The following is a 23,921-nucleotide window of genomic DNA, read 5'->3' on the forward strand; positions in this document are numbered from 1 at the left end:
AGCCGACTCCACTCGACGCTGGGCTACGTCAGCCCCATGACGTTCGAGAAAAACTGGTCCGCAGCTCAGCAACACCGGGCTGCCTAATTCCCTCGGTTATGGGATTCGTGGAACAGGGGCAAGGTCACACAGTGTCCCGATATCTGGTATTGAGCCCGTCACGAGACGCCGACGCGACAGGGTTCGCCCAATTTTTTGCGACCAGCGGAGGCCAAATCCCACTCGCTTGGCCTCATGGCAGCTACGGCGCCGCGTTGGATTCCCCGAGAACTGTCCTCCGACACACCGTCCGGGCCAATTGAATCCGATCGTATCGATCATCGCTGAGGGCGCTCAGACGCCCGGATTGTTTGACGGCAGATTCATCTCCGACCTTCCGTCAATTCCGCGCACGACGTCGATGCCGACACTCGAATAGAACTTGGAAATATCTTCCGTGATGACGGTCCGGGCACCTGCGTGAATCTTCACACTATCCGTGTAGTCCTTTTCCGGGACGCCACCGGTCAAGTAAGGGGGATAGAGGACCTTACGTGTTCACTGATGCGTTGAAGCACCGCTTTCAGCGGCTGGCGCGTGTCATACAGAACCCCACGCGAAATGTAGGTTCTTGCTAAAAAAATTCCCGGAATGTGGTGACAAAACGCCCGCGTTCCGAATGACAAGGCGCACCATCTTAGGCATCAACAGATGCTATAAGTCACACTTGTACTTGCGGAGGCTCCCATGCGTACGACTATTGCGCTTGACGACGAACTGTTGGCCAAGGCCCAGGGCTATACGGGCTTGAAGGGGAAAACGGCAATTGTGCGCGAAGCGCTAAAGGCCTTGATCCAACGTGAAGCTGCCAAACGACTCGCGAACCTTGGCGGAAGCCAACTCGGTATCCAAGGGGCGGCGCGTCGCCGGCAGGACATCGAATGATTCTTGTCGACAGTTCAGTGTGGATTGATCACATCAACACACACCCCGTAGAAGGGCAAAGTCCCTCGGTGCAGGCGAGGGCGCGTGACGCGCGGCAGGGACGGTGCATCGGACGACGAATCGATGGCGACCATGGCAGGCACTTCGGCGGACAATGGCCGGGAAGCGCCTCTTCACTGTAGTGCGCGCCGGCATTTGAGAGCCATCAGCACACCGCCACCCGGGGATGGGCACGGCCGCCCGCGCCGCGCAGCCCAATCAGTCGGCGGCGAAGCGCCCAGACCCGAACAGGTGAAGTGGAAGAACGGAAGGGTTCCGTCAGAGGCTTCGTGCGCTGGCGAGGGAAGGAACTCGCCGACATGTCAAAACAAACGTCGCGCCTCAAGCGAATGGATGCGCCCTCAGCTGGCCTTTGATCTGTGCTGCACGAGGAACTTAGGCGGCAGCCCCCACCATCGGTGGCCCATGCATCACACGCGCTCTGGAGGCAGCCTTCGCGCCAGCGATCACCGCTCGCGTCGCCGTGCTCGAACCTCAACACTATTCGGCTGGTACGAGTTGCAAGCTCTTAAAGAGTTCGCTCGCTTGGAGTCCGGCCATACGCATGTTGCTGATGGCCATTGTCCCCCTGGCGGGCGCCAGTGCCCTCGGCGTCCTGAGCGAATATGCCACCTATAACTATGCCATTCACTATGGATTTCGCCCCGCATTTGAAGGCGTCCCGTACCTGAAGGCAACCGTCACACTAATCAGTTTTCTAATTCTATTATTCGGGGCGCTTGTTTTCACAGGCATCGTTTTTCTGATTAATTATTTTGTGACGCAATTTTCGATCGCAGAGAGGCTGGCGGACCGTATCGCCGCACGATTATTGACCTCCGACGAAGGTAAGCGGATCTTGGCGACAAATCCAGGAATTCGTACAGTGCTCCGAGTCACAGCAAACTATCTGTTGACGAAACCATCCCGGGCAATTTCCGGTGTTTTCTGGGGCTATTGGGCAATCGCAACCTCTTCCTTTTACTTGCTGATTTCCCACTCCAACCCAGAAATGGAGATCGAAAATAGGATAATAATTAGTATTTGTCTCGCTCTCTTTGTATTCGCTGTAGTGTCTTGCCTTATCTGGGAGAAATTGATCTGGTTGTATGCCACCATGGGTGCAGTCACCACGGTTGTCGCGACCGTCGTCCTCATGTTCAACGCCCCGGTGTATGCTGAGTTCCTCAGGTTGGTCGGGTACGGTGGGGGCATACCAATACAGATCTCCGAAAAGATGGAAGGCGACACGAGATCTCTCATACACGGATATCTCATGCTCAGAACCACCGACTCCCTTCTGCTGTACAACAGCAATACCAACCTCATATCGGAGTACTCCCGATCCGCGGCGACAGAAGTCGCTCACGCCGCTGGGGGACTGCGCCGCTTGCCATTCGCCTTGCCGCAGGCCCAGTAGTCGTCGGAGGCACATGCCACCTGTGCCTCCGACCGTGCCCTCCATACCGCCATCTGTCGCGCGCTGTGTAATCTTCAAACTTTTCCCGGACCCTCACGGCGCTTGCCAGTTCCAGGTAGGAGGCGGGAGGCGCTATGGTTAGTGGGATCAGGCGGTGTGGCCAGTCATAAATCGAAACGGAAACAAGCACGCCATTCCACTTGGAATTCCAGTGCGCGCCCCGGCCAGCCCAGCCCACCATCCATCGGGCAGACTGATCCGAAGAAGGGTAACTCCACAACTCACCCCTAAGAGTTCACCGGCATTTTACCGATATACAGGTGGGCACGATCCCCCGAAAGGTTCGCGGAAATATGGCTACGATCTGCGAACCAATCAACACGACTGTCGGAGAACCTAAGATGAGCTACAAGAGAACAATGTCGGTTGCCGCCATCGCGCTAGCTATGATGGCCACTTGTCAAGCGCATGGCGCGGAACCAGCGGATGGCCAGGCTGAATGTAACGCATTTCCCGCGATTAACGGAACCGACATAACGGCCGGAGGCAGCGTCGCAATAGGCGGTTTCGGCAAACTAGCAGGTGGAGAGATAAAAGGGGACTTCAGTAAGAAGGACAAGCGGCTCCTTCCAGACGCCCCCGATACCAACCGAACTGCAGCTGTCATGGCACTCCTGGCCTACCACTGTCGGAGCGCGAAAGGACTCTCAGCGCCAGAGCGCGAGCGTCAGGACAGAATATTTTACGAGATGGTGCAGGCGCTGTATGGGCAAGCTACTGAACGCAAGTTAGTACGCCCCAAGGAAACGCCGCGAGCGTTAAACGTGCCGGAAAGAGCCAAAGACGACAAGGCAGTCGTTCCGCCATCCGTTAAGCAGGCTTCTGCACTACTTCGCGACGCAGCGCAAACGTACAAGAGCGCGCTTAAGCCGCCGTATCAGGCTGCATTGGGAGGGTCCTACATCCCCCTGATGCCGTATGAATTAATGACTGACAGTTTCATGCTGTCAAAGGCGTCCCAACAAGACTTAATGGAACCAGTTCCCAATGTCATAACCGTCCCAGAAGACGCCACTATCTCACTTGGCTACGGTATGTGTCAGGGTATTCGGCATGGAGACGAGCAGGTCGATAGCGCCATGACACGCTATAGCGCCAAGATTCCAGAATCACTGTACTCGGATATCGGCAAGATTCGCGCCACAACTGTTTACCGCTATTTCAGTGGTTTCGCAGCCGGAAGCAAGTGTGATGTGTTTCTCGGGAAGATAAGGAATCGGTTGGATGCAAAGCGGGGCCTCACCTCAGAGGGTCAAATCGTCGCTCTCCACCCGATTCCAGTGCGCCTACCAAGTTTTTCTGCCGATGACTATCGCGAGTACATTGGTGCCGTCCAGGCACTCGATCGCAACGCAACATTGGGGTCTGGTGACGGCGGAACAAGAAAACGAGAATGACGTCGAAGCCTTCGCTGACACTGGCCACGTCGGATGAAGTGGGTGCAGAGTTTTTACCCTTCCCTAGACGGAGCGCTGAGCAAAAAAATAAAGTTCTTACGAAACCTCTGGCTGACCTTTGATCTGTGTGTGCCGCATGAGGAATTTAGGCGGCAGTTCCCACCATCGGCCACAGGCCCAACTTCTGCCTGAGCATCAAAAAAACTATCTCGCACAAAAGGTACTCAAACGCCACACTTCCATGGTTGCCGGAATTGCTGATCACCCGTAAATTGGCTGCGAATCGATAAAGGCACACCGTGCAGGAGCAAAAATGGAAGATGTCGCCGGCAAGCAACCGAAACCGTTGTTTGTGGATGGGGTTTGGCGCCCGATGTCCGAGGAGCCAGTTCACAACGGCCTGTATGAACTTGAAGCCGCACAGCCTGCCCCAGGCGAGGCTGCCAAACTTCAGTTGGTCAAGTGGAAGAACGGGAAATGGAAGGGTTCCATCAAAAGCTTCGTGCGTTGGCGTGGCCGGGAACTCGCGGAAATGTCGAAACACACGTCTCGCCGCACGCGAATGGAGGCATTCCGCCTGGAGAAGCGGAATACGCACGAGCCGGCAGCTCAGGCTGCCTGGATTCTGGCCAGGCGTGCTATCTCGCTAGGCCTGGATTCGGCAGCGGCGTATCGGTACTACCTCATTGCGCACGGCATAGCGGGCAAGACCCTCAAGCGAGCAGATTTGGAATGGGTCGCACAGTTCAGCCAGCAAAACGGGGGGCGTGCACACACACAGAAGGAACTGGCCGATCGGTTCTTCGCCGAACGCAACGGCCGCCCCTCGGTCGTCACCACCTGATTTGACAAGGCTTGATCAACAACGTAGCAGCGGGTGGGCTTCTTCAATCGTTCCTGCGAACGCTTAAGAAGCTCCTCGACATCAAGCGCCAGAAGACCCCAAGACATCTTGGAGTCCTCCGCGGTCAGCCCAAGCTACCGCCTGATGGCACATGTAGCTGGATCACCCTAGTCCAGTACCAGACCCAGACCCGAATCAGGCGCCGGTCACTCGTGCACATCACCTCCCTCTTCATCGCTGGATTCACCGAGCTGTGGGCAGCGGACGTAAATTGCACAGAACTGGCGGACGAAATTTGCACGCTCGGGCAAGGTGGCAGCTCCGAAAGAGCCTTTGGAGCCGCCTATGTACGGGAGGGAACAACGCGTGTTGCTACGTCACTATCTGGAGCAAGGCCTGTCCAAAACGGAGATCGCGCGGCAACTGGGCGTGAGCCTGCGCACCCTCTACTACTGGATTGACACAGGACAACTCGATCGCGCACGGGATAACGAGTCACTGCGGTACCGGTGTCGTCCACCGGTCCCACACAAGATTGATAAGTTCCGCGGCATTATCACGGCACGCCTGGCGGAATACCCGAGGCTGATCGCGATGCGGCTGTTCGAGGAGATCTGCGCTGCCGGCTACAAGGGCGGCTATTCGCAGGTCAAGGAGTTCGTGCGACAAATTCGCCCAGGTGCGGTCCCAGAGCCAGTCGTGCGTTTGGAGACGCCGCCTGGACGGCAGGCGCAAGTTGAGTTCGCCGAGTTTCGGCTGCCATGGGGCAAGCGGTACGCCTTGTTCGTGGTGCTGAGCTATTCGCGACGCATGTGGCTTCAGTTTTACCCGCGTCAAAGCATGGAGGTGCTCATGCAAGGCCTGGAAGAGGCCTTTGCCTTCCATGGTGGCGTTCCCTTGGAGCTACTGTTCGATCAAATGAAGGCCGTTGTGGTCGACGATCAGCGTGGTGCCGGCGGCAGGGTGCTGGAAAACGTCGAGTTCTCGCGCTTTGCTCGCCGTTGGGACTTTCGCATCCGCGCTTGTCGCCCGTACCGGGCTCGGACCAAAGGCAAGGTGGAGCGGCCTATCAGATATGTCCGACAGAGCTTCTTCTACGGTCGGGAATTCCTCAATGATGCGGATCTGAATACCCAGGCGTTGTCGTGGGTCATGCGCCAAGCCAACCAGGGCAAACATCGGACCACTGGAGAGGCGCCCGATGCCCGCTTTCTACGCGACGAGTTGGCCTTACTTCAGCCGTTAGCACGAGCACCGTATAGAGGCTAGAGGCGTGGCAACCCTGTCAGACAGCCCGACTTGCCGGATACCGGCCGCGGCCTTGCCCAGGGTGGAGAGGCGCTCGCTGAGCGAATACGGCAGACTGGCGGGAGACCAACGATGAGCGCCGCCCGATCACCCCGCGAGGCCATCCGCGATATGCTGGCGGATCTTAAGATGCCAGGTTCGCTCGAGGCGATCGACCAGATCCTCAGCGCGGTCGACAGCGGTCAACTAACGGCGTCTGAAGCAATTCAGCGCCTCCTCGGAGCGCAGATAAAGCTGCGTAACAACCGCCGTCTGATGGCGGCAATGCACTCTTCCCGGCTTCCAGCTATCAAGACCCTGGAGGATTTCGATTTCGCCTTTCAGCCATCGATCAAGCGCGAACAAATCGAGAGCTTGCACGAGCTCGGCTTTGTCGAGCGCAAGGAGAACGTCGTCCTGCTCGGCCCGCCTGGCGTTGGCAAAAGCCACCTCGCGATCAGCCTGGCCGTCGCAGCAGCCAAGCGGGGCCGCCGCGTCTACTACGGGACCTTGATCGACTTGATTTCGTCACTTGAGGAAGCGCAGGCGACGGGACAACTGCTTCGTCGTCTCACGGTGCTAACCCATCCAGCCTTGCTAGTCGTCGACGAGATTGGCTACCTGCCGATCACCCACGGCGGCGCTGTGCTTTTTTTCCAGCTTATCAGCCGACGCTATGAACACGCTTCTACCGTACTGACTTCCAACAAGGGATTCGAAGAATGGGGAGCTGTCTTCGGGGATGAAGTGATGGCTGCCACGCTCATCGACCGAGTGCTCCATCACTGCCATCTCGTGAACATCAAGGGGAACAGCTATCGCATGCGTGAGCACGCAGAACTCTCGCGGGAGCTTAACCGTGAGTCACGCGCCCGACGCACACGCGCGGAAACAACGAGCACCGCATAGTCCCGAATTCGTTTGAACTGCTATCGCCTCGAATCGGCGGTTACCGACCCTTAGCGGACCATCGCGTTTCCCAAAAGCGGACGATCCCGCGTTACCTCCGTCCATTGCCAAGAAATTTCTTGAAAGCCCGTGCGTCTTTATATGCGCTCGATCGTATAAGGCTCGATCTCACACCCCCATCCACCGAAGTGCCCGCATCCACCCGGCCCTCGTGGGCCGTAGGCGATTCCAGTAATTCTGACGCGCTTCCCGTTCCATCGCGAAAGTGCCTGCTCGTTCGGTCGCATACTTCCTGACCCAAACGTGATCCAGACGCTCGACTGGTAGAGCGGCGGTCTCGAACTCGAACGTAAGCAACCCGACAACTTCGACAGGCTTGCCGTGAAGGTCATGAATACTATCGACTAGCTTGTTCACGCTGAGCGATGTGCTTTCCATCATTGGAATCTCATCATGGCGTTCAGCACCGGCCGGTATGAGCCGGTGCTTACGGTAGTGTTAGTGTGCCAAGGTGCCATGAAACAGGAGGTAAGAATCGACCCGTTGTAGTCCTTCGATATCCCGAACTTACCGCCCGAAAGCGGACGTCACACTATCTACGCCTGGCGGCGCGTTGCATAGCGTCCACTGCAGTCCAAAATGACGGTGAAGTGCCTTCGTCCAATGGTCCGGAATCGATCAGCGCTCTCGAAATAGTTGCGATCTCGCGCTCTTGCGCGATCTCGGTCGAAAGTGTGCTGGCCGCTTCCATACGAACGGCAATCATCTCGAGCCAATCTGAGCTCCGTCCCGGGCCTAGGACGTGCCGTCTGATTTCCTGCGCACCTTGCGTGAGAAGTGTCCGGTAGATTGTCATCTAGTGCCCTCGATTTTTAGCATATATTGTCAACTGTCGTCGGCTTAGTAAGTGTGCTTCGCCGGTTAGGCAGTTTAATCTTTACCAGCCCACCCGAAAGCTGTCGCTCGTCCGCAACCGCAATTAGCCGAACGCGACCAGTGGTTTTCGGCACGCCAACGCCGAGCCCTCAACGCCGCAGTTCTAAGAACATCAAGGATGCCCCACCAAGGTTCCTTTTCGGGATCGGGCATCGGGTTGTGGCGGTTGTACTGCCGTTAGTCGATGGAGAGCGCCCCCGACGCACGGAAATAAAGCGTTCTAGCTTGATATTATGCGCTGAGATTCCGCCGCAACTTCTACAACCTGCACCATGAAGAGAATTGAGCTGCCACGCATTTCCGAGCGCATTCGAGGCTTCACTTTGCCAGTGGGCAACGTGCTGCACGTCTTCGACTATGACGAAGTGTTTAGGATCGATCTCCAGAAGCATTCTGTCGAGGTTCTCGCGCTCGATCCGTATGCGTTTGATGCAGAGCATCCAGAGGCGCTCGGGGTTTCCGAGAATCAACCGCTGCTTCGCACAGGTAGTTTCGAAATTTCGTACTCCTTCGCCCCCGATAAGAGCTCTCAAACTGTAAAAGTCATCGCAAAGAACGAGATCCACGAACTGTCATTCCCGACCTTATCCGGCGACTGGTTCATCGCGACCCTGACCGCCGACGAGCGATACCTTCTCATGGCAGAGCCCTATCTTTTGGCGATCTACGCCTTGAATTCGGATATCCTCGACCAATTGTCGATAGTGTCGGAACCCTGTTAGCACGCTGTGTTGCGTGCAATCTAGACGTAAATGTCGAGTGACCGCTTCTGGCCGGACTCGGACGGGTATTCATCGCCAGGCAAAGTTGTTTCTGTCCGCCTGGTTACGGTCGTGAAGCTGCACGCCACACCAATATAGGCTCTTCGAATGCTGCATTGGCATGCGCATGCCTGATCGACGAGGCAACGTCAAAGCCCGGTAAGACCGACTCCAAACGGGCGAGAACGACGGCCGCCCCTATCTCTCGGCCCAAGAAGCCTACGGAATCTGTACTCTTTCCTCGTAGCAGCCAGCAGTCATCAGCCGGAGCGACGTCGTAAAGCGGTGCGATGGATATTTCGGTGATGTCTTTCCAGGCAAGCTTCTTCGCTTTCCGGCGACCCCTGCCGACGTAGACAAATTGCTCGTCAGATCGTACCGCCTCCAGCCTGGAACTTCGATGCAGCCACCAAGTAAGGGCGCAGACAAAGGCGGCAGCGCCGATCAACGCAATGCTCAGGGCAGTCATGAATTTGTGTGAAAGTTCTGACTGGAATTGTCCACAAAGTAGGGCCGGATGTCGATTGGCCGCTTCTGGCCGGTCTCGGCCTACAGCGCGACGGCCTACAGCGCGACGGCCTTCATGGCCGGCCGGCTCTGACCGACCCTAAGCGGTCAATGGGGAAAAAGGATTCAGCGTCGATGATGCCTGATGTTTCTGCTAAATTCTGCAGTCCAATCTTGGAGCGGCAACGGTGCTATGAATCGTGAGCGTGTTAGAAGACCTGCCGGTGACGAACACCGGCTCTCGATGTCGCGAAAGGTCGCCGTGTTCCTCATTGGTGGCACGATGTGCCTCAGCGCTTCAGCGAGAGCGGGAGGCGAGGACAGGCGTTACGAGACCGTCCGGCTTGCCTTGGTGCATGACCTGGAGACGTGGCACTGCAGTATGCGAATGAGTCTTAAGGTCACCGTTGAGAACGCTAACCGCCTTAGTTCGCGCGGCCACCATGCCGGCAATCTTCCTCACTATCGGATTTCTCGCGGGTCTTCTTTGGTTTGCCGCACGCCTTTACAGTGCTGCTGGTACTGAGCAGTTCTGGTCCGCAGCGAGTGCCGTCGGAACAATTGCGGGATCACTAATTGCTGGTTTCAGCTTCGCGGTCGCAGCCTTTAGTTTTCGGTCTCAATCAAAGCAGAACCGAATCTCGCTGGCGACCGATATGCTGATGAAGCTGACGGACGATTTCGAAGGTCGGAGAATGCACAGGGCACGGGGCATGGCCTCGGAGTTTTTGCTTAACAAGAGTGACCAATCGAACGCCAGCGTAGACGCGGTCCTCGACTTCTTTGAACAAGTGGCCTTGCTCGAGAAGCGTGGCGCAATCGACATCGAGTTTGTTTGGCACGCGTTCTACTACTGGTTGTTCCACTACTATTATTTGACACAGCACTACCGTGCGGCGGCTCGTTCAGATGACCCTACTGTGTGGAGCGATCTGCAGATCGCTATATCAACGCGTAATGGATCAGCAACATAAGGCAAATGGCAATGCTGGACGGACGCCTACACCGCGAGAGGTGCAAGAGTTCATCGCCGACGAGATGAAGCTTCGACCGAATGGCGCGTCTAATTTGCCCGGTTAGTATCGCCATCGTAGCATTCGGCGCGAGGTCGATGCCGGTCTCCGCCAGCTCGAGAGTTCGGTCCGCTGTGCCAGGCCGTCCGTGGACAGTTGGTGTACGCGAATAGGGCCCCTACTGCAGAACGATGGCGAGGCATTCAGCAATGGATTAAATTTCCCTGAATCCACCAGTTGATCATCTGGACGCCCCCCTAATATTGCTCTGACGAGTGGGGCGCCCCGCGACCAAAAGTCCGAATCGCAAAATGTATCTGTCTGAAATCCGTATCGAGAATTTCCGCCAGTTTGACGCGGCTGAGCCCCGTTTCTCTATCGAATTCCAACCAGGCGTGACCGCCCTAATCGGGGAGAATGATGCGGGCAAGACCACCGTCATCGACGCGATCCGGTACGCTCTGACCACACGTGACATGGAGTATCTTCGACTTGCTCCCGAGGATTTCCATATTGACGCGAACGGGCAGCCTGCAACAGACATCACGATCCGGTGCAGGCTCGCGGCGCTGACGGCGCCCGAGAAAGGTGCCTTTGCGGAATACCTCACCTACGAGGCGGAATCAGTTGCGCTCTACGTCGTTTGGACGGCGCGCCGCAACGGCGAGCCTTTTGGTAGTCGTCGCTGGCTGGATGTTGCCGTGCGTAGCGGCCCAGACGGAACGGGCCCAAGCCTGGATGCTGGCGCACGACAACTGCTCGCCTCGGCCTATCTGCGCCCACTGCGGGACGCGGAACGCGAGATGTCGCCCGGGCGGGGCTCTCGCCTGTCTCAGATCCTGAGCAATTTCGCAGAAATCCGCAGCGGAGCGTCATTTGACGGCGCAGCACCGCCCGCCACGACGGCCGAAGCGCAATCGCTGAGCATTGTTGGGCTTTCGGATTACCTCCGTCACTTAGTCAATCTGCACCCAGGTGTCACAACCGCGCAGACACTGATCAACGACAACTATCTGGCCCCTCTCTCACTCACGGGCGAACATCTGCAAAGCAGCATTAGCTTTGCCGAGAGCGGCAGTGAAGCGGCACGCCTGCGCCAAATCCTCGAGCGGCTGGAACTCTCGCTACTGCAGGGCCCTGACGGCCGCTCGCGCGGGTCATACGGACTGGGTTCCAACAACTTGCTATATATGGCCTGCGAGTTGCTTCTCCTTGGTCAGGAGGGCGACGGCCTGCCGCTGCTCATGATCGAGGAGCCGGAGGCTCATCTTCACCCGCAGCGTCAGCTCCGATTGGTGGAGTTTCTCGAGGCCTCGACACAGCCGGCAGATGATTCCAGCCGCCGGCCCGTACAGGTGATCGTGACCAGCCACAGTCCCAACTTGAGTTCCAAGATCCCGTTGAAGAACCTGGTGCTGTTGCACGGCAAGCGCGCGTTCTCCCTTGCGCAAGGGAAGACCAAACTCACTGCGGGCGATTATCGGTTCCTGCAACGCTTCCTTGACGTCACCAAAGCCAATCTGTTTTTCGCACGCGGCCTGCTTATTGTGGAGGGGGATGGCGAAGCGATACTCTTGCCAACGCTCGCCGCGTTGTTGGGCCGGGACCTCACACAGCATGGTGTGTCCGTGGTGAATGTCGGTGGAACGGGCCTGCGACGCTACGCACGGATTCTTCAACGAGAAGATGCCACCAGAGGCCTGCTTCCGCTGCCGGCGGCTTGCCTGGCGGATATGGATGTAATGCCGGACTGTGCACCCGCTATCCTTGGCCTGGTAGAGAATGATGCCGACCCGAAATGGACGAGTTCTCGCCGGCAGTGGCGAGCGAAAAGGGATTTTGGAGCCAACCTAGCGGATCAACAGACTGCACTTGAAGCAAAGCGCGCCAAGCTCTGCGGTGGCGACGGACAAAACGTGCGTACCTTCGTCGCCGATGAATGGACGCTCGAGTACGATCTGGCCTACGCGGGGCTCGCGGAGGAAGTCTACGTCGCGGCGAAGCTCGCGGCCAACGATGATCCGCTGAACGAGGCAAAGAAGCTCTACGAGGACGTGCTTACCGAAGCCGGCGTCGAATTTGCCGGACTCACAACCCTCGCGGCCGGCGACCAGGCCAGACTTTGCGCCCATGTCTACGAGATGTTCAGCAGCAAGCGTGCTTCCAAGGCGATCGCGGCACAGTATCTGGCCGAGCTACTGGATTCGCGAACGACCCGAGGAAAGATTGATCGAGCATGGCTCGCGGCGCGTACGCCCGCCTATGTCATGGCCGCCATTCAGTATGCCACCACCCCGCTCCCGCAGCCTCGCCCCGCAGCTGGAACCATCGCATGAACACACCCGCGGATCTGATCTCCCCCGTCACAGACGCGGACATCGACTGGGTAAGCCAGTTGATGAAGCTCCGCCCGCTGGACCAATCGCGTCGCACCTTTCTGACCGCCCTGACCACCCAAGACGTCTCCGCCTGCCCGGGTAGCGGCAAGACCACCATCACCGTCGCGAAGTTGGCGATCCTGGCGCGGAAATGGAGCCGGAATGCACGAGGCATTTGTGTTCTCTCTCATACCAACGTGGCGCGGGAGGAGATCGAGCATCGGCTCGGCGGCAGTGCGGTTGGCAAGCAATTACTGAGTTACCCGCATTTCATTGGCACGATCCATGGCTTCATTAGTCGGTTCCTGGCCATGCCTTGGCTGTTCTCGAATGGGTGCAGCCTCACGGCAATCGATGATGACCTCACCGCCCGGGTACGTCGGCGTGTGCTTGGCGAAAAGGATTTCGGGCGCCTCAATTTCTATCTGGAACAGAAAAACCAGCGATTTGCCGATCTCAGACTGGGTTCGGCGAACTTTCAAACTCCGATTGCGGATGGGGCATTCCCAAGTGGTCCACAGAGCGAGATGTACCAGCTCGCAGCGCGCGCAATGCGTCATGCGGCCGAGCAGGGATACTTCTGCTATGACGAGATCTTCGTGTTGGCCGAGGCCATGCTGGCGCAGCAGCCAGAATTGCCGGCGATTCTTCAGCAACGCTTTCCGTTTGTGTTCGTGGACGAAATGCAGGACACGACCGAGCAGCAGAATCACTTCCTAGGCCGGCTTTTCCCCCGGAACATCGAGTCGGTCTGCATTCAGCGGATCGGCGACCCCAACCAGGCGATATTCGAAGGTGGCGTCAAGCCAATCGCCGAGGCGTTTCCGGAACCTCAACGATGCATTGTCATTGCCGACAGCTTCCGCCTGCCTGCCTCTATTGCCGGCTTGGCGAGTCCGTTCGCGTACGTGCCCGTTCCACCGCAAGGGTTGATCGGGATAGGCAGCCCCGACACCCCTCGCGGCGCATCCCCGCACACAGTCTTTGTGTTTCCGGACAATGATCCGTCCATGGTCCTGAACGCTTACGGTCAGCATGTATTGGGCACGCTTGCCGATGCGCAGCTCGGCCCGGGCTCGGTAAGGGCTGTCGGCGCGGTGCATAAGGCCTTTGATGACATCCCACCAGGGCACAAGCACTTTCCCAAGACGGTCTCCCACTACTGGGCAGACTATCGATCTCAAAGCGCTCACCTCAGACATCGTCCGCGGACCCTCATCGAGTACGTGCGACTCGCGCAAGTCTCGGCGAAAGGAGGCGTCCCGCTGTCGCAGTGTGTGGATACCATCGCGTTCGGCATCGGTCAGCTTGCAAATCTCATGGCCGGGACGGCGAGAATCCCAACGCGGGCGCGCCAGCATCTCTACACTGAGCGCCTGCTTCAAGATACCCCCGCAGCGCTGTCCACCTATCGCGGCGTGATCACACGATTTTTGATCGACCGAGAGTCTTTGACCGAGCCTGCGTGGACCAAGTTGTCGTCCAGCATTCAGGCACTCGGCGCGACGTTGGGCCAGGTGAGCGACGCCGGCGCGCCTGTGGCCAATTTTATTGCCTGGCAGAATGACCAGTCCGATCCATCAGTTGGAGGCGCCCCCACCAACTCCGAGACATGTCCACCGAACTGCGTTCGCTACAGCGAGAATGGGAGGAGCGTGGACATTCATCTGAGTTCCATTCACGTAGTCAAGGGCCAGACGCACGCGGCCACGCTGATACTGGAAACATATAATCGCGCCCACATACTTGACAGCCTAATGCCCTGGCTTCTGGGCAAGCATTCCAACGGAAAGAAGTGTGCCACGGACACGGCAGCGCAACGCCTGATGCAGGTTTACGTTGCCATGACCCGCCCGACCCACCTCCTTTGCCTTGCTATGCGCAGCAGCTCCCTTGGCGCTGGCGCCGACCGCGAGCGCCGCCAAGACGCACTTCGCCAGCGCGGCTGGAGTATCCAGTTGCTTCAATAGTCCACACTGGGCATCGCGCGAGGCAGCCCGTCCCTTCATCGTTGGCTCGCCTCAACGTGGGAACGCTCGGCCACGCGCGTCGCACGTGCCTTGCAACGCCCACCCCGCCGCATGTTCCAGTTCGGCGCCTGGACACAATTGGAATTGCTGAGGACTACGAGCCTGTCCTCCCGGCCCCAATCACATCGCCTCCACCACTGGTATGTCAGGGTCCGTCATGACAGGAACAATCGGTCGCCGCAGCCACTCGGCCAGTCAAACCTTTTCTAGAAGCGCCCTCTGGCTACATCCGCGCTGGCAGGCATTCCTGAATCTGGAATCGCTTGGAAATTTCTACGGGTTGCATGATTTCCGGTTGCTCACGATAGGTACTCAATGGACTGGGGGCTGGAAGCTCCGGTAGCAAGCGGAGCATCTCGATTCAGTCTCGCGCTTCTGCCTCGACCTTCGACAGTTCTTCAAGTTGCGATTCGACCTGCGCCAAGATGGCCTGTCGCTCAGATCGCGTGCATGATTTCAAGTAAGTGAGCGCCAACAACGAAAGAGGGTGCACGTTGAGCGCATTGGCAAGAGAATCAATTTTGTCGAGCGTCGGACTCTTCAGTCCGCGCTCCAGACTACTGATATAAGTTCGACTGGAAGCCACGTCCAGCGCCTCTTGTGGAACCTTACGGAGTCGCCGCACAGTGCGCAGTGCATCACCAAAATTCTCTCTGAGCGTCATGGGAAGAGCAAAAGCAAATCCCACAATCTCGTCTCGATGAACACTATAGAGCTACAATCTATAGTGTTCATTCATATGGAGAAGATTGTGTTTTTAACGCAGGAAGCGTGGCGTCATCCCAACCCCTCATTGCAAGCGCTGGTCGCGCCCGCCCAAGCCTGGCAATGCGTTAGCGTTGACGAAATGCGCCCCAGTCTTCTGTTGGAGGTGAAACACCTCGACCCCAGCGAACTGCCAAATTGGATCCTGTCCTCGTCAATGGAGGACTTGGTCGATATGCTCACCCATGCACCAGAGCGCATCGGCGCCGTTCAAGCACTGGTGCCAGGTAGTCTGAATAAAACTGGCAGTTGGCATTTGGAGCCGGTAGTTGGCATTGACGAATGGGTTCTGGGAAATCGCATCGGGCTTGAATGCCATACGGAATCGGGCGAGCGATACGCATTTGTGCCGAGGCCAGCGAACTCGCATACGCGCCGTCAATGGAAGCTTCCGTCCGGTGCGATCAAAGCGATGGCATGACAACCTGAGCGGCCGCCTTGCCCCGCTACCTGCCAACCGGCGTGACTGGACATCAATACACTGCACCCGTTAGCGCATACAGCCTCGCGTAGCTTAGCAACCGTTGTTGGGCAACGATGCAGCTTTGCAAACAAAATGGGAGTATCCAACACATGCGGATGGTGTTCCTGCTGGATCAGGAAGCAAGCCTGCTACTTCAGCGCTGCGTACCTATTGGCAAGGATCACCTTGGCGAATTTGTCGCGATTGCCTCCATTCCGCAACCGTACAACAAAGAACTACTGCAGTTGATTCAGCGGGAGATGGTCCCAGTCTTTCGCCACCACTCGGCTGGTGACTGCATATATCCCTGGGATTGGTACGCGTGGCTGGAGGGGGCACTCTTTTGTCCATTTTGAACGCGAGAGAATCTACCACTGCTGATATGGCTAACACTAGCAAGCCGAGTAAAAAGCTGCGGGCAGAGGTTGTTGCCATGCAAAAGCGAAGTGTTCAGGTTTTGCTGACCCGCTTCGAGAGTTCGGGCAACGTCAAGTCGCACAAGCCTGTACGCAGTGCCTACACGGGAAAACTCCGTGTATCACTGACGGAGTTCTACGCGACCGTTGAACCTTGACCACTGCAGCCAGCATATGGCAAAAGATCCGTGACGTGCGCCCGTCACAGCTCAAGCGCTGGAGCGTCGAAACCGCCACAACTCATTGCGATCGCAATTCGCCGGCAGCGACGACGATAGGAATTTAAAGCGGCGAGTGACCGACACGCCCAACACCGTTCCCAACATCATCGGATCGTGATGAGGCCAGGCAAACATCGCAACCTGTGCCAAAAATGAAAGATAATTTTTTTGGCGCTCTTGCCACTATCGCTGGCATATCGGGCCGCGAGCAAAATTGCAGAAAGTCGGTACGGACGGCCTGCCACAAGGCTTTCCGGGCAATGGGGAGCCGGGCGTACCAACTTTAGTCTCACCGCGTACCAACTCTAATCTCGCGTACCAAACGGCTCCAGAGCCGTCCGTACTGCTTAACGCAAATACTGGAACAGATTCATCCCCTGCACTTGCATGAACGATTGCTGCGCGCCCTGCAGCGCGGTCTGGCGCTGGTAGTACTCGGTGATGGCCGAGGCGTAGTCCAGGTCTTGCAGGCCGGACAGTGTCTGCGCGTTGGTCAGGTCACGGTTGGAGCCGATCGTGTCGAGCGCGTCGATTTCGTCCATGCGCGAGCCTACCGACGAGCGCACGGTCAGCACGTTGTCCAGCGAATTGCTGAACTGGCGGATGCCGGTGGCGATGACGTTCTGCAGGTTAGCCGTGACGGTGTCCTGCGACGCGCCGGTATTGATCGGCTGCTTGAGGGCGTCGATGATGCCTTTCAGGTTGGCAAACATGTCCGCGCCCGCCTGTTGCGCGGGATCGGCCGAGAACGAATCGCCGTCGGCCGGCGTGCCCTTGATCGAGAACGATACGCCGCCAATGTTGATGGCCGCGCCATCGGTGTAGTTGGTGGGCGTGCCGATTGCCGCGCCGCCGTTGGACATGTCAGCCACGACGTATTGCTTCGCGCCCGTCGTGACGTCGGTCTGGAACGTCACGCGCAGCGAATGCCCGTACAGTGCGTTGGTCGGATCGGTGACCGAGACGGTGCCGAAGGTGCCCGTGCCCTGGTTGTTGGCGTTGCCCTTGACCACATAGCCCGAATTGTTGGTCACGGACTGGAACACTTCCGCGCCGGTATTGCCGGCGGCCATCTGGCGCGCCACATCGACCTGCAGCAGTTGATGGCCGGTGTCGCCCTGATAGGTCAGGTTGCCCGCGGCATCGGTCACGAACGGCGCCGAGCCGGTCTTCAGTCCGCCGAACAGGTAGTTGCCGTTGCCGTCGTCGGCATTGGCCAGTCCCAGCAACTGGTCGTACTGGCCTTGCAGCGCGGTGGCCAGCGAAGCACGGTCGTTGTCGCTCAGCGTGCCGTTGCCGGCGTTCACCAGCAGCGTCTGGATGTTCTGCACCGTGGTAGTCACCGTCGACAGCGTGTTCTCGGTGATCCCCAGCGACGCGGTGGCCTGCTTGCGCGATGCGGTGTACTGGCCGTTCACCGCGCTGGCCTGGGAAACGGCGAGCGCGCGCGTGGCCGCGACGGGATCGTCCGACGGCGTCAGCACGCGGCGGCCCGTGCCCAGCTGCTGCTGCACGTGCAGCAGGCTGGCCTGCTGGTTGTTCATCGAGGCAAGGCCCTGGTGATACAGGGTGGAGGTGGCGACGCGCATGGCGTGATTCCTTCTTGTCCGGTGTGGTTGTCTGGGATTGCCGCGATCAGCCGATGCTGATGAGCGTGTCGAAGATCGAGCTGGCCGTCTGGATGACCTTGGCGTTGGCCTGGTACAGCTGCTGGAATTTCAGCAAGTTGACGGTTTCCTCGTCCATGTTCACACCGGACACCGATTGCTGCGCCGTGTAGATCTGGTTCGTGATGCTGTCCTGCGACGTCGACGCGATGCTGATCGACTTGGCTTTGCTGCCGACATCGTTCACCAGCTGCGCGTACGCATCGTTGAAGCTCGACGTGCCGTTGATGGTCTTGGCGGTCTGCAGCTTGGCCAGCGCCAGCGCATTGCCGTTGTCGGCCACCGAACCGGTATTGTTGGCCAGCGTGAACGTGTCGCCATTCTTCGGCGTGCCGGTGAAGCTGAACGTCATGCCGTTGATCGTGTAGTCGACCCCATTGGCCGTGGCGGTCGCCGTGGGCTGGGTGGCCAGCGGCGTGCCGGTGGCGTCGGAGAACACGTAGGTCGAGGTGGTGGAATCGTACTTGGCCGTCAGATTGCCGGCCAGCAGCGAGAAGCCGGGCGCCACGTTGGTGAGCTTGGCCGCGCCCGTGCCGCTGTTCTGCGTGCTGGCATCCACGCGCGCCGGCGATGCGGCGGCGATCTTGGCCGGGTCGGTGATCAACGAGCCGAAACCCGCCGCGGCGTTGCGGGTGGGCTGGATATCGAACGATTCGTTCGGATTCAGCGCCTTGTCGACGCTGACCGAAAAGCCGTCGGCCGCCATCACCAGCGGCACCGGCGCGGTCGCGCCGGCCTGGGTGGCCACGACCGTGTTGTCGGACTTGCGCGTCAGCGTGTAGTTGGTGCCGTCGAACTTGAGCGTGTAGTCGCTGGTGGTCAGGTTGCCGGCCGCGGTGATCGTCGCCGTGGCCACGGCGCCCGACGTATTCTTGCTGTTGGCATAGACGGTGGCCTTGCCCAGCGAGAACACATCCGTGCCGATGGCGCCGTTCAGGTCGATGCCGAGCTTGTGCTGGTCGTTGAAGCTCTCGCCGATGGCCAGCGACAGGCGACCGATCGCGTTCTGCGCGCTATCGAGCGTTTCGCTGCGGAAACGCAGCATGCCGCCGATCGATCCGCCCGTCACGGCACCCGGCTCCGATTCCACCACATTGCCGTTGGGCAGCGTGTAGGCGATCGTGGTGCGACTCGGATCCGACGACGACGGCACGGCCTTGACGTCGTACGAATCGCTGCCCATCACCAGCGGCTGGCCATTGCCAACGAACACGTTGTACGTGCCGCCATCCTGCACCACCACTTTCGCACCGACCAGTTCGGTCAGCTTGGACACCGCCTGGTCGCGCTGGTCCAGCAGGTCGTTCGGTGCCTGCCCGCCCGATGCCGCGGTCATGCGCGTGATTTCCTGGTTCAGCTTGGCGATCTGCTTGGTGTAGTCGTTCACCTGCGTGATCGACGACTGCAACTGCGTGTTGATGCCGTCCTGCAACTGCTTCAAGTAATCGCTCGATGACTGCACCTGGCCGGCCAGCGCCTGCGCGGCGGAGATCATGCCCTGGCGCGCGGCGGGGTCGGCCGGCGTGTCCGACACGGCCTGCACGGCGGCGAAGAACTTCTGCATCAGCGGTGCCAGGCCGCCCTTTTGGTCAGCCAGCAGGTTGTCGATCTGCGCGATCTGGTCCGAGTACGTCGACAGTTCCGCGCTGCTCGACGTCGCGCCGCGCAGCTGTCCCGTCAGGAAGCTGTCATAGACGCGCTGCACGGTGATCGTGTTGGAGCCCTGGCCGTAGAACCCCGCGCTGGTGGCCAAACCGCCAGCCGACGCAATGATCGTGTTCTGGCGCGTATAGCCCGCGGTGGCGGCATTGCTGAAGTTATGGCCGACCGTGGTGAGCGCGTTCTGCGCCACGTTCAGGCCCGACAGACCGATATTAAACAGAGACATGTTTGTCTGACTCCGGATCGAATGGCAAGCCAGCGGCACACGGCCGACGGCGGTGGATGTGTTGGATAACGGCCGGAACGTGGCGCGACTTTAGCGCCGCAATCCCTGCAAATTCACCGGGCTTGTAAGCGAACACTCTCGCGCCAGGCCGCAGCACAAACGCAAACAGCGTGGCCGTTGAGGGCCACGCCTGGGTCGATCCGGAGCGCGCTCGCGCCGCGTCAGGTCGACACTTTTTTCATGATCCGCACCAGCTTCTCGCCATATGCGGGATCGGTCGCGTATCCGGCGCGCTGCAGGCCGTGGGCGGCTTCCTCCGCGTTCGATGCCGTCACCACGTTGGCGTAGCGCGGGTTGTTGCTGATCAGGCGCGCGTAGTCGTTGCACGCCTCTTCGTACGATCCATAGGCGCGGAACTTCGCGCGCACCTTTTGCGGCTGGCCGTCGACGTACTCGGTGGTCAGGATCTCGGTGGTCGGGCCCTTCCAGTTGGCGCCGGCCTTGATGCCGAACACGTTGAAGGTGGTCGAGCCATCGGGATTGCGGATTTCGCGGCGACCCCAGCCCGATTCCAGCGCGGCCTGGCCGACGATCAGCTTGGCCGGCACGCCGGAGGCGCGCGACGCCGCCATCGCCGGTTCGGCCATGCGGTTGACGAAATTGCTGATGTGCTCGGGCGAATCGTCGGGCAACTGGCCCAGTTGCGACTGCCCGGCGCCCTGCCAGTCGGCCTGGTTCTGATACTGGCGCACGCCGGCCGTGGGGTTCCACGCGCTGCCCGGCAACGTCGTGCCGATCGGCGGCGGACCGTCGGCGTCGGTGGCGCCGCGGCTGTCCAGCAGTTGCGCCATCTGCGCGTCGCGCACGCTGGCGCCGGTGATGCCTCCCGCGGCGGCCGTACCCTGCGGCAATGGCGTGCCCGTGGCGCGCGCGAGCTGGCGGATCATCACGTCGGCGAGGCCAATGCCGCGCGACGAAAGCTGCTGCGACAGCTGCTGGTCCATCATCGACATGTAGAGCTTGGTCTGCTCGTTGTCGAACAGGCCGTCGGACGGCGTGGCGTCGCGCATGCTCTTGAGCACCATCTGCGTGAAGACCGCCTCGAACTGCTTGGCGGCGGCCTGCAACGTAGTGTTGTTGTTGCCGGCGCGCGCCTGGCCCTTCAGCGCCTCGAAACCCTGCGTATCCAGCGCAAAGCGCTGCGATACGTCGGCCTGCGCGCTGACAGTCGTACCGGCCGTCATCAGATGATCTCCAGTTCGGCGCGCAGCGCACCGGCGGCGCGCATCGCCTCCAGAATGGTCTGCAGGTCGGCCGGCGTGGCACCCAGTGCGTTCAGGCCCTTGACCACCGCGGCCAGCGATGCGCCCGCCTTGACGATCTGCAGCGATCCGCCATCGCGCTTGAGGTCGATCTGCGACACCGGTGCCACCACGGTCTGCCCCTGGCTGAACGGCGCGGGCTGGCTGATCACCGGCTGCGTATTGATGACCACCGACAGGTTGCCATGCGCAATCGCGCAATCCTCCACGGTCACGGCCTGGTTCATCACGATCGATCCGGTGCGCGCATTCAGGATGACCTTGGCGGCGGCCTTGGCGCGCGTGACGTCGATATTCTCGATGCGCGCGATGAAACCGACGCGGGCCTGCGGCGCCTGCGGCGTGCGCACCTGCACCACGCGCCCGTCCATCGCCGCGGCAGTGCCGGGGCCCAGGTTGCGGTTGATCGCTTCAACGACGCGCTCGGCGGTGCCGAAATCCGTGTCCTTCAGTTCCAGGTTCATGTAGCCGCCGTCGGGCTGGAAGGCCGCCACGGCGCGCTCGACGATCGCGCCATTGGCAATGCGCCCGACCGCAAGCTGGTTGATCTGTACCTTGCTGCCGTTGGCCGACGCGCCCGCACCGCCCACCAGCATGTTGCCCTGCGCGATCGCGTAGACCTGCCCGTCGGCGCCCTTGAGCGGCGTCATCAGCAACGTGCCGCCGCGCAGGCTCTTGGCATTGCCCATCGACGACACCACCACGTCGATCTGGCTGCCCGGCTGCGCGTAGGGCGGCAGCGTGGCGGTGACCATCACGGCCGCCACGTTCTTGAGCTGCATGTTCTTGCCGGCCGGCAGCGTCACGCCCAGTTGCGAGAGCATGTTGCTCAAGCTCTGCGTGGTGAACGGCGTCTGCATGGTCTGGTCGCCTGTGTTGTCCAGACCTACGACCAGGCCGTAACCGACCAGCGGGTTGTCGCGCATGCCCTGGAACGTCGCCAGGTTTTTCAGGCGCTCGGCGTGCGCCGCTCCGGCGCCAAGCGCCAGGCACAGCGCGGCCAGCATCGACAGCAGCGCACGGGCAAAAGAGACCGCGCGACCTGAGCGGGAACGGGGGCCGGGCGGGGTGCCAATAAACGAGCCTGGCTTGTGGAAAGGCATCGGAGGCAGAAACATGGCGGGATCAGAACGGTAAGACATTGAGGAAGAAGCGCTGCAGCCAGCCCATGTTCTGCGCTTCGTCGATATACCCCTTGGCGGTGTATTCGATGCGCGCGTCCGCCACCTGCGTGGACGGCACTGCGTTGTCGCCAGTGATCGTGCGCGGATTGACCACGCCCGAGAAGCGAATGAATTCCGCACCCTGGTTGATGGCCATCTGCTTTTCTCCGGACACCACCAGGTTGCCGTTGGGCAGCACCTCCAGCACCGTGACGGTGATGGTGCCGTTGAAGGTGTTGGCCGCCGTGGCGCCACCGCCGGCCTTCAGCGAATTGGCACCGTTCACGTCGGCATTCTGGCTGCTGCTGAACAGTCCGCCCAGCGCGCGCGGCACCGCGGTGAACGACAGCGTGGTGCTGCCGGTGCGGCTGGCGTTGGTGGCGGAATTCTTGCTCGCGTTGACGTTTTCGCTGATCACGATGGTCAGGATGTCGCCAACGTTGCGTGGCCGCCGATCCTCGAACAGCGGATTGCCCGCGTACGAGGATGCATAGATGGAACCGGTGGCGGGGCCCATCGGGCGCGGTTCGGCGCGCGCCGTGGTGGGCAGTTGCACGAGCGGCTCCTTGGGCATCATCGCACAACCGCCCGTGGCCAACGCGGCCAGGCCGACGATGGCGTAGAGGACGAACGCACCGATGCGATACTGCGTGGCGGCCATGATCATTCCCGTTCTTAACCCATCTGGGTCAGACGTTGCAGCATCTGGTCGGACGTCTGCACCGCCTTGCTGTTGATTTCGTAAGCGCGCTGGGTCTGGATCATGCTGACCAGTTCTTCCACCACGTTCACGTTCGACGCTTCCACGTAGTTGTTCTGCAGCGTGCCCGCGCCGTTCAGGCCCGGCACCGTGGTGTTGGGCGCGCCCGAGGCGTCGGTCTGCACGTACAGGTTCTCGCCCAGGCTTTCCAGGCCGGCCGGGTTCGGGAACGTGGCCAGCTGGATCTGGCCGACCGTGGCGGCGTTGGTCGAGCCCGGCTGCATTACGGTCACCGTGCCGTCGCGCGCGATGTTCACCGACGTGTAGTTGGCCGGCAGCGTGATGGCCGGGTTGATCACGAAGCCGCTCGACGTCACGAGCTGGCCGTTCGGATCGACCTGGAACGAGCCGTCGCGCGTGTACGACGTGGTGCCGTCCGGCATCGTCACCTGGAAAAAGCCCTGGCCGATGATCGCCACGTCCTTGGCATTGCCGGTTTGCTGCGGATTGCCTTGCGTGTGGATGCGTTCGGTCGCCACGGGGCGCACGCCGGTACCCAGCTGCATGCCCGACGGCAGCACGGTCTGGTCCGACGACAGCGCGCCGGGCTGGCGGATGGTCTGGTACATCAGTTCCTCGAACACCGCGCGGCTGCGCTTGAAGCCCGTGGTCGACACGTTGGCCAGGTTGTTCGAGATCACGTCCATCTGCGTCTGCTGCGCATCGAGGCCGGTCTTGGCAATCCAGAGAGAGCGGATCATGGTGTTCCTAGTTCGCTTGTTCGTAATGCGTGCGTGCCGTTGCCGCGCGC

Annotated in this window: 20 protein-coding genes; 12 read left to right on the forward strand and 8 right to left on the reverse strand. The window is 59.9% G+C overall.

Annotation, left to right across the window (positions count from 1 at the left end; genetic code table 11):
- Positions 1–726: 726 nt before the first annotated feature.
- The 7 genes from F7R19_RS24695 to F7R19_RS24725 all read left to right on the forward strand — a co-directional run bounded on the left by F7R19_RS24695 (position 727) and on the right by F7R19_RS24725 (position 8,538).
- Complete coding sequence (locus tag F7R19_RS24695) at positions 727–924, forward strand: type II toxin-antitoxin system VapB family antitoxin (protein ID WP_150982336.1); 198 nt, start codon at positions 727–729, stop codon at positions 922–924.
- Between the two features lie 604 nt (positions 925–1,528).
- A complete protein-coding gene (locus F7R19_RS24700) occupies positions 1,529–2,383 on the forward strand; it encodes a hypothetical protein (protein WP_150982337.1) in 855 nt (284 codons plus the stop codon).
- A gap of 401 nt (positions 2,384–2,784) precedes the next feature.
- Positions 2,785–3,840, forward strand: coding sequence for a hypothetical protein (locus F7R19_RS24705; protein ID WP_150982338.1), 1,056 nt, complete (start codon positions 2,785–2,787; stop codon positions 3,838–3,840).
- 313 nt (positions 3,841–4,153) lie between these two features.
- Entirely contained in the window at positions 4,154–4,684 is a 531-nt protein-coding gene (locus F7R19_RS24710) for a hypothetical protein (protein ID WP_150982339.1), read from the forward strand.
- Between the two features lie 366 nt (positions 4,685–5,050).
- Positions 5,051–5,953, forward strand: coding sequence for an IS21 family transposase (istA, locus tag F7R19_RS24715; protein WP_170292648.1), 903 nt, complete (start codon positions 5,051–5,053; stop codon positions 5,951–5,953).
- A gap of 111 nt (positions 5,954–6,064) precedes the next feature.
- Positions 6,065–6,880 (forward strand): IS21-like element helper ATPase IstB, encoded by an 816-nt coding sequence (istB, locus tag F7R19_RS24720; protein WP_211922787.1) that lies wholly within the window; start codon positions 6,065–6,067, stop codon positions 6,878–6,880.
- A gap of 1,208 nt (positions 6,881–8,088) precedes the next feature.
- Positions 8,089–8,538, forward strand: coding sequence for a hypothetical protein (locus F7R19_RS24725; protein ID WP_150982341.1), 450 nt, complete (start codon positions 8,089–8,091; stop codon positions 8,536–8,538).
- 103 nt (positions 8,539–8,641) lie between these two features.
- Here the strand turns inward: F7R19_RS24725 and F7R19_RS24730 are convergent, their stop codons facing one another.
- The gene (locus tag F7R19_RS24730) at positions 8,642–9,046 is read right to left on the reverse strand and encodes a hypothetical protein (RefSeq protein WP_150982342.1); all 405 of its coding nucleotides are present in this window, start codon (positions 9,044–9,046) and stop codon (positions 8,642–8,644) included.
- Positions 9,047–9,527: 481 nt separating this feature from the next.
- Between F7R19_RS24730 and F7R19_RS24735 the strand changes: the two genes are divergently transcribed.
- The 3 genes from F7R19_RS24735 to F7R19_RS24745 all read left to right on the forward strand — a co-directional run bounded on the left by F7R19_RS24735 (position 9,528) and on the right by F7R19_RS24745 (position 14,445).
- The gene (locus F7R19_RS24735; protein WP_150982343.1) at positions 9,528–10,058 is read left to right on the forward strand and encodes a DUF4760 domain-containing protein; all 531 of its coding nucleotides are present in this window, start codon (positions 9,528–9,530) and stop codon (positions 10,056–10,058) included.
- 350 nt (positions 10,059–10,408) lie between these two features.
- The gene (locus F7R19_RS24740) at positions 10,409–12,433 is read left to right on the forward strand and encodes an ATP-dependent nuclease (RefSeq protein ID WP_150982344.1); all 2,025 of its coding nucleotides are present in this window, start codon (positions 10,409–10,411) and stop codon (positions 12,431–12,433) included.
- Entirely contained in the window at positions 12,430–14,445 is a 2,016-nt protein-coding gene (locus tag F7R19_RS24745) for a UvrD-helicase domain-containing protein (RefSeq protein ID WP_170292649.1), read from the forward strand. The genes F7R19_RS24740 and F7R19_RS24745 overlap by 4 nt, the downstream gene beginning before the upstream one ends.
- 421 nt (positions 14,446–14,866) lie before the next feature.
- Here the strand turns inward: F7R19_RS24745 and F7R19_RS24750 are convergent, their stop codons facing one another.
- Positions 14,867–15,169: a helix-turn-helix domain-containing protein gene (locus F7R19_RS24750; protein WP_170292650.1), complete on the reverse strand. Its 303-nt coding sequence runs from the start codon at positions 15,167–15,169 to the stop codon at positions 14,867–14,869.
- Between the two features lie 75 nt (positions 15,170–15,244).
- Here F7R19_RS24750 and F7R19_RS24755 point away from each other — a divergent pair, with 75 nt between their 5' ends.
- Both F7R19_RS24755 and F7R19_RS24760 read left to right on the forward strand, forming a co-directional pair.
- Positions 15,245–15,691, forward strand: a complete 447-nt coding sequence (locus tag F7R19_RS24755; protein ID WP_150982347.1) for a hypothetical protein — start codon at positions 15,245–15,247, stop codon at positions 15,689–15,691.
- Positions 15,692–15,843: 152 nt separating this feature from the next.
- Positions 15,844–16,089, forward strand: a complete 246-nt coding sequence (locus tag F7R19_RS24760; protein ID WP_223506019.1) for a hypothetical protein — start codon at positions 15,844–15,846, stop codon at positions 16,087–16,089.
- 628 nt (positions 16,090–16,717) lie between these two features.
- Here F7R19_RS24760 and flgL read toward each other — a convergent pair.
- The 6 genes from flgL to flgG form a co-directional block, all read right to left on the reverse strand.
- Complete coding sequence (gene flgL / locus F7R19_RS24770; RefSeq protein WP_150982350.1) at positions 16,718–17,959, reverse strand: flagellar hook-associated protein FlgL; 1,242 nt, start codon at positions 17,957–17,959, stop codon at positions 16,718–16,720.
- 46 nt (positions 17,960–18,005) lie between these two features.
- Positions 18,006–19,925, reverse strand: a complete 1,920-nt coding sequence (gene flgK / locus F7R19_RS24775; RefSeq protein ID WP_061957362.1) for a flagellar hook-associated protein FlgK — start codon at positions 19,923–19,925, stop codon at positions 18,006–18,008.
- A gap of 221 nt (positions 19,926–20,146) precedes the next feature.
- Positions 20,147–21,169 carry a flagellar assembly peptidoglycan hydrolase FlgJ gene (flgJ, locus tag F7R19_RS24780; RefSeq protein ID WP_150982351.1) on the reverse strand — a complete coding sequence of 341 codons (1,023 nt, stop codon included), beginning with the start codon at positions 21,167–21,169 and terminating at the stop codon, positions 20,147–20,149.
- Positions 21,169–22,365, reverse strand: coding sequence for a flagellar basal body P-ring protein FlgI (locus F7R19_RS24785; RefSeq protein ID WP_061957360.1), 1,197 nt, complete (start codon positions 22,363–22,365; stop codon positions 21,169–21,171). Before F7R19_RS24785 ends, flgJ begins: the two co-directional genes overlap by 1 nt.
- Before the next feature lie 7 nt (positions 22,366–22,372).
- The gene (flgH, locus tag F7R19_RS24790; RefSeq protein WP_061957359.1) at positions 22,373–23,077 is read right to left on the reverse strand and encodes a flagellar basal body L-ring protein FlgH; all 705 of its coding nucleotides are present in this window, start codon (positions 23,075–23,077) and stop codon (positions 22,373–22,375) included.
- Positions 23,078–23,085: 8 nt separating this feature from the next.
- On the reverse strand, positions 23,086–23,871 hold the full coding sequence (gene flgG, locus F7R19_RS24795) for a flagellar basal-body rod protein FlgG (RefSeq protein WP_150982352.1): 786 nt from the start codon (positions 23,869–23,871) through the stop codon (positions 23,086–23,088).
- Between the last annotated feature and the right edge of the window lie 50 nt (positions 23,872–23,921).

Origin of the sequence: Cupriavidus pauculus (assembly GCF_008801835.1) — a bacterium.
In the GTDB taxonomy this organism is placed as follows: domain Bacteria; phylum Pseudomonadota; class Gammaproteobacteria; order Burkholderiales; family Burkholderiaceae; genus Cupriavidus; species Cupriavidus pauculus.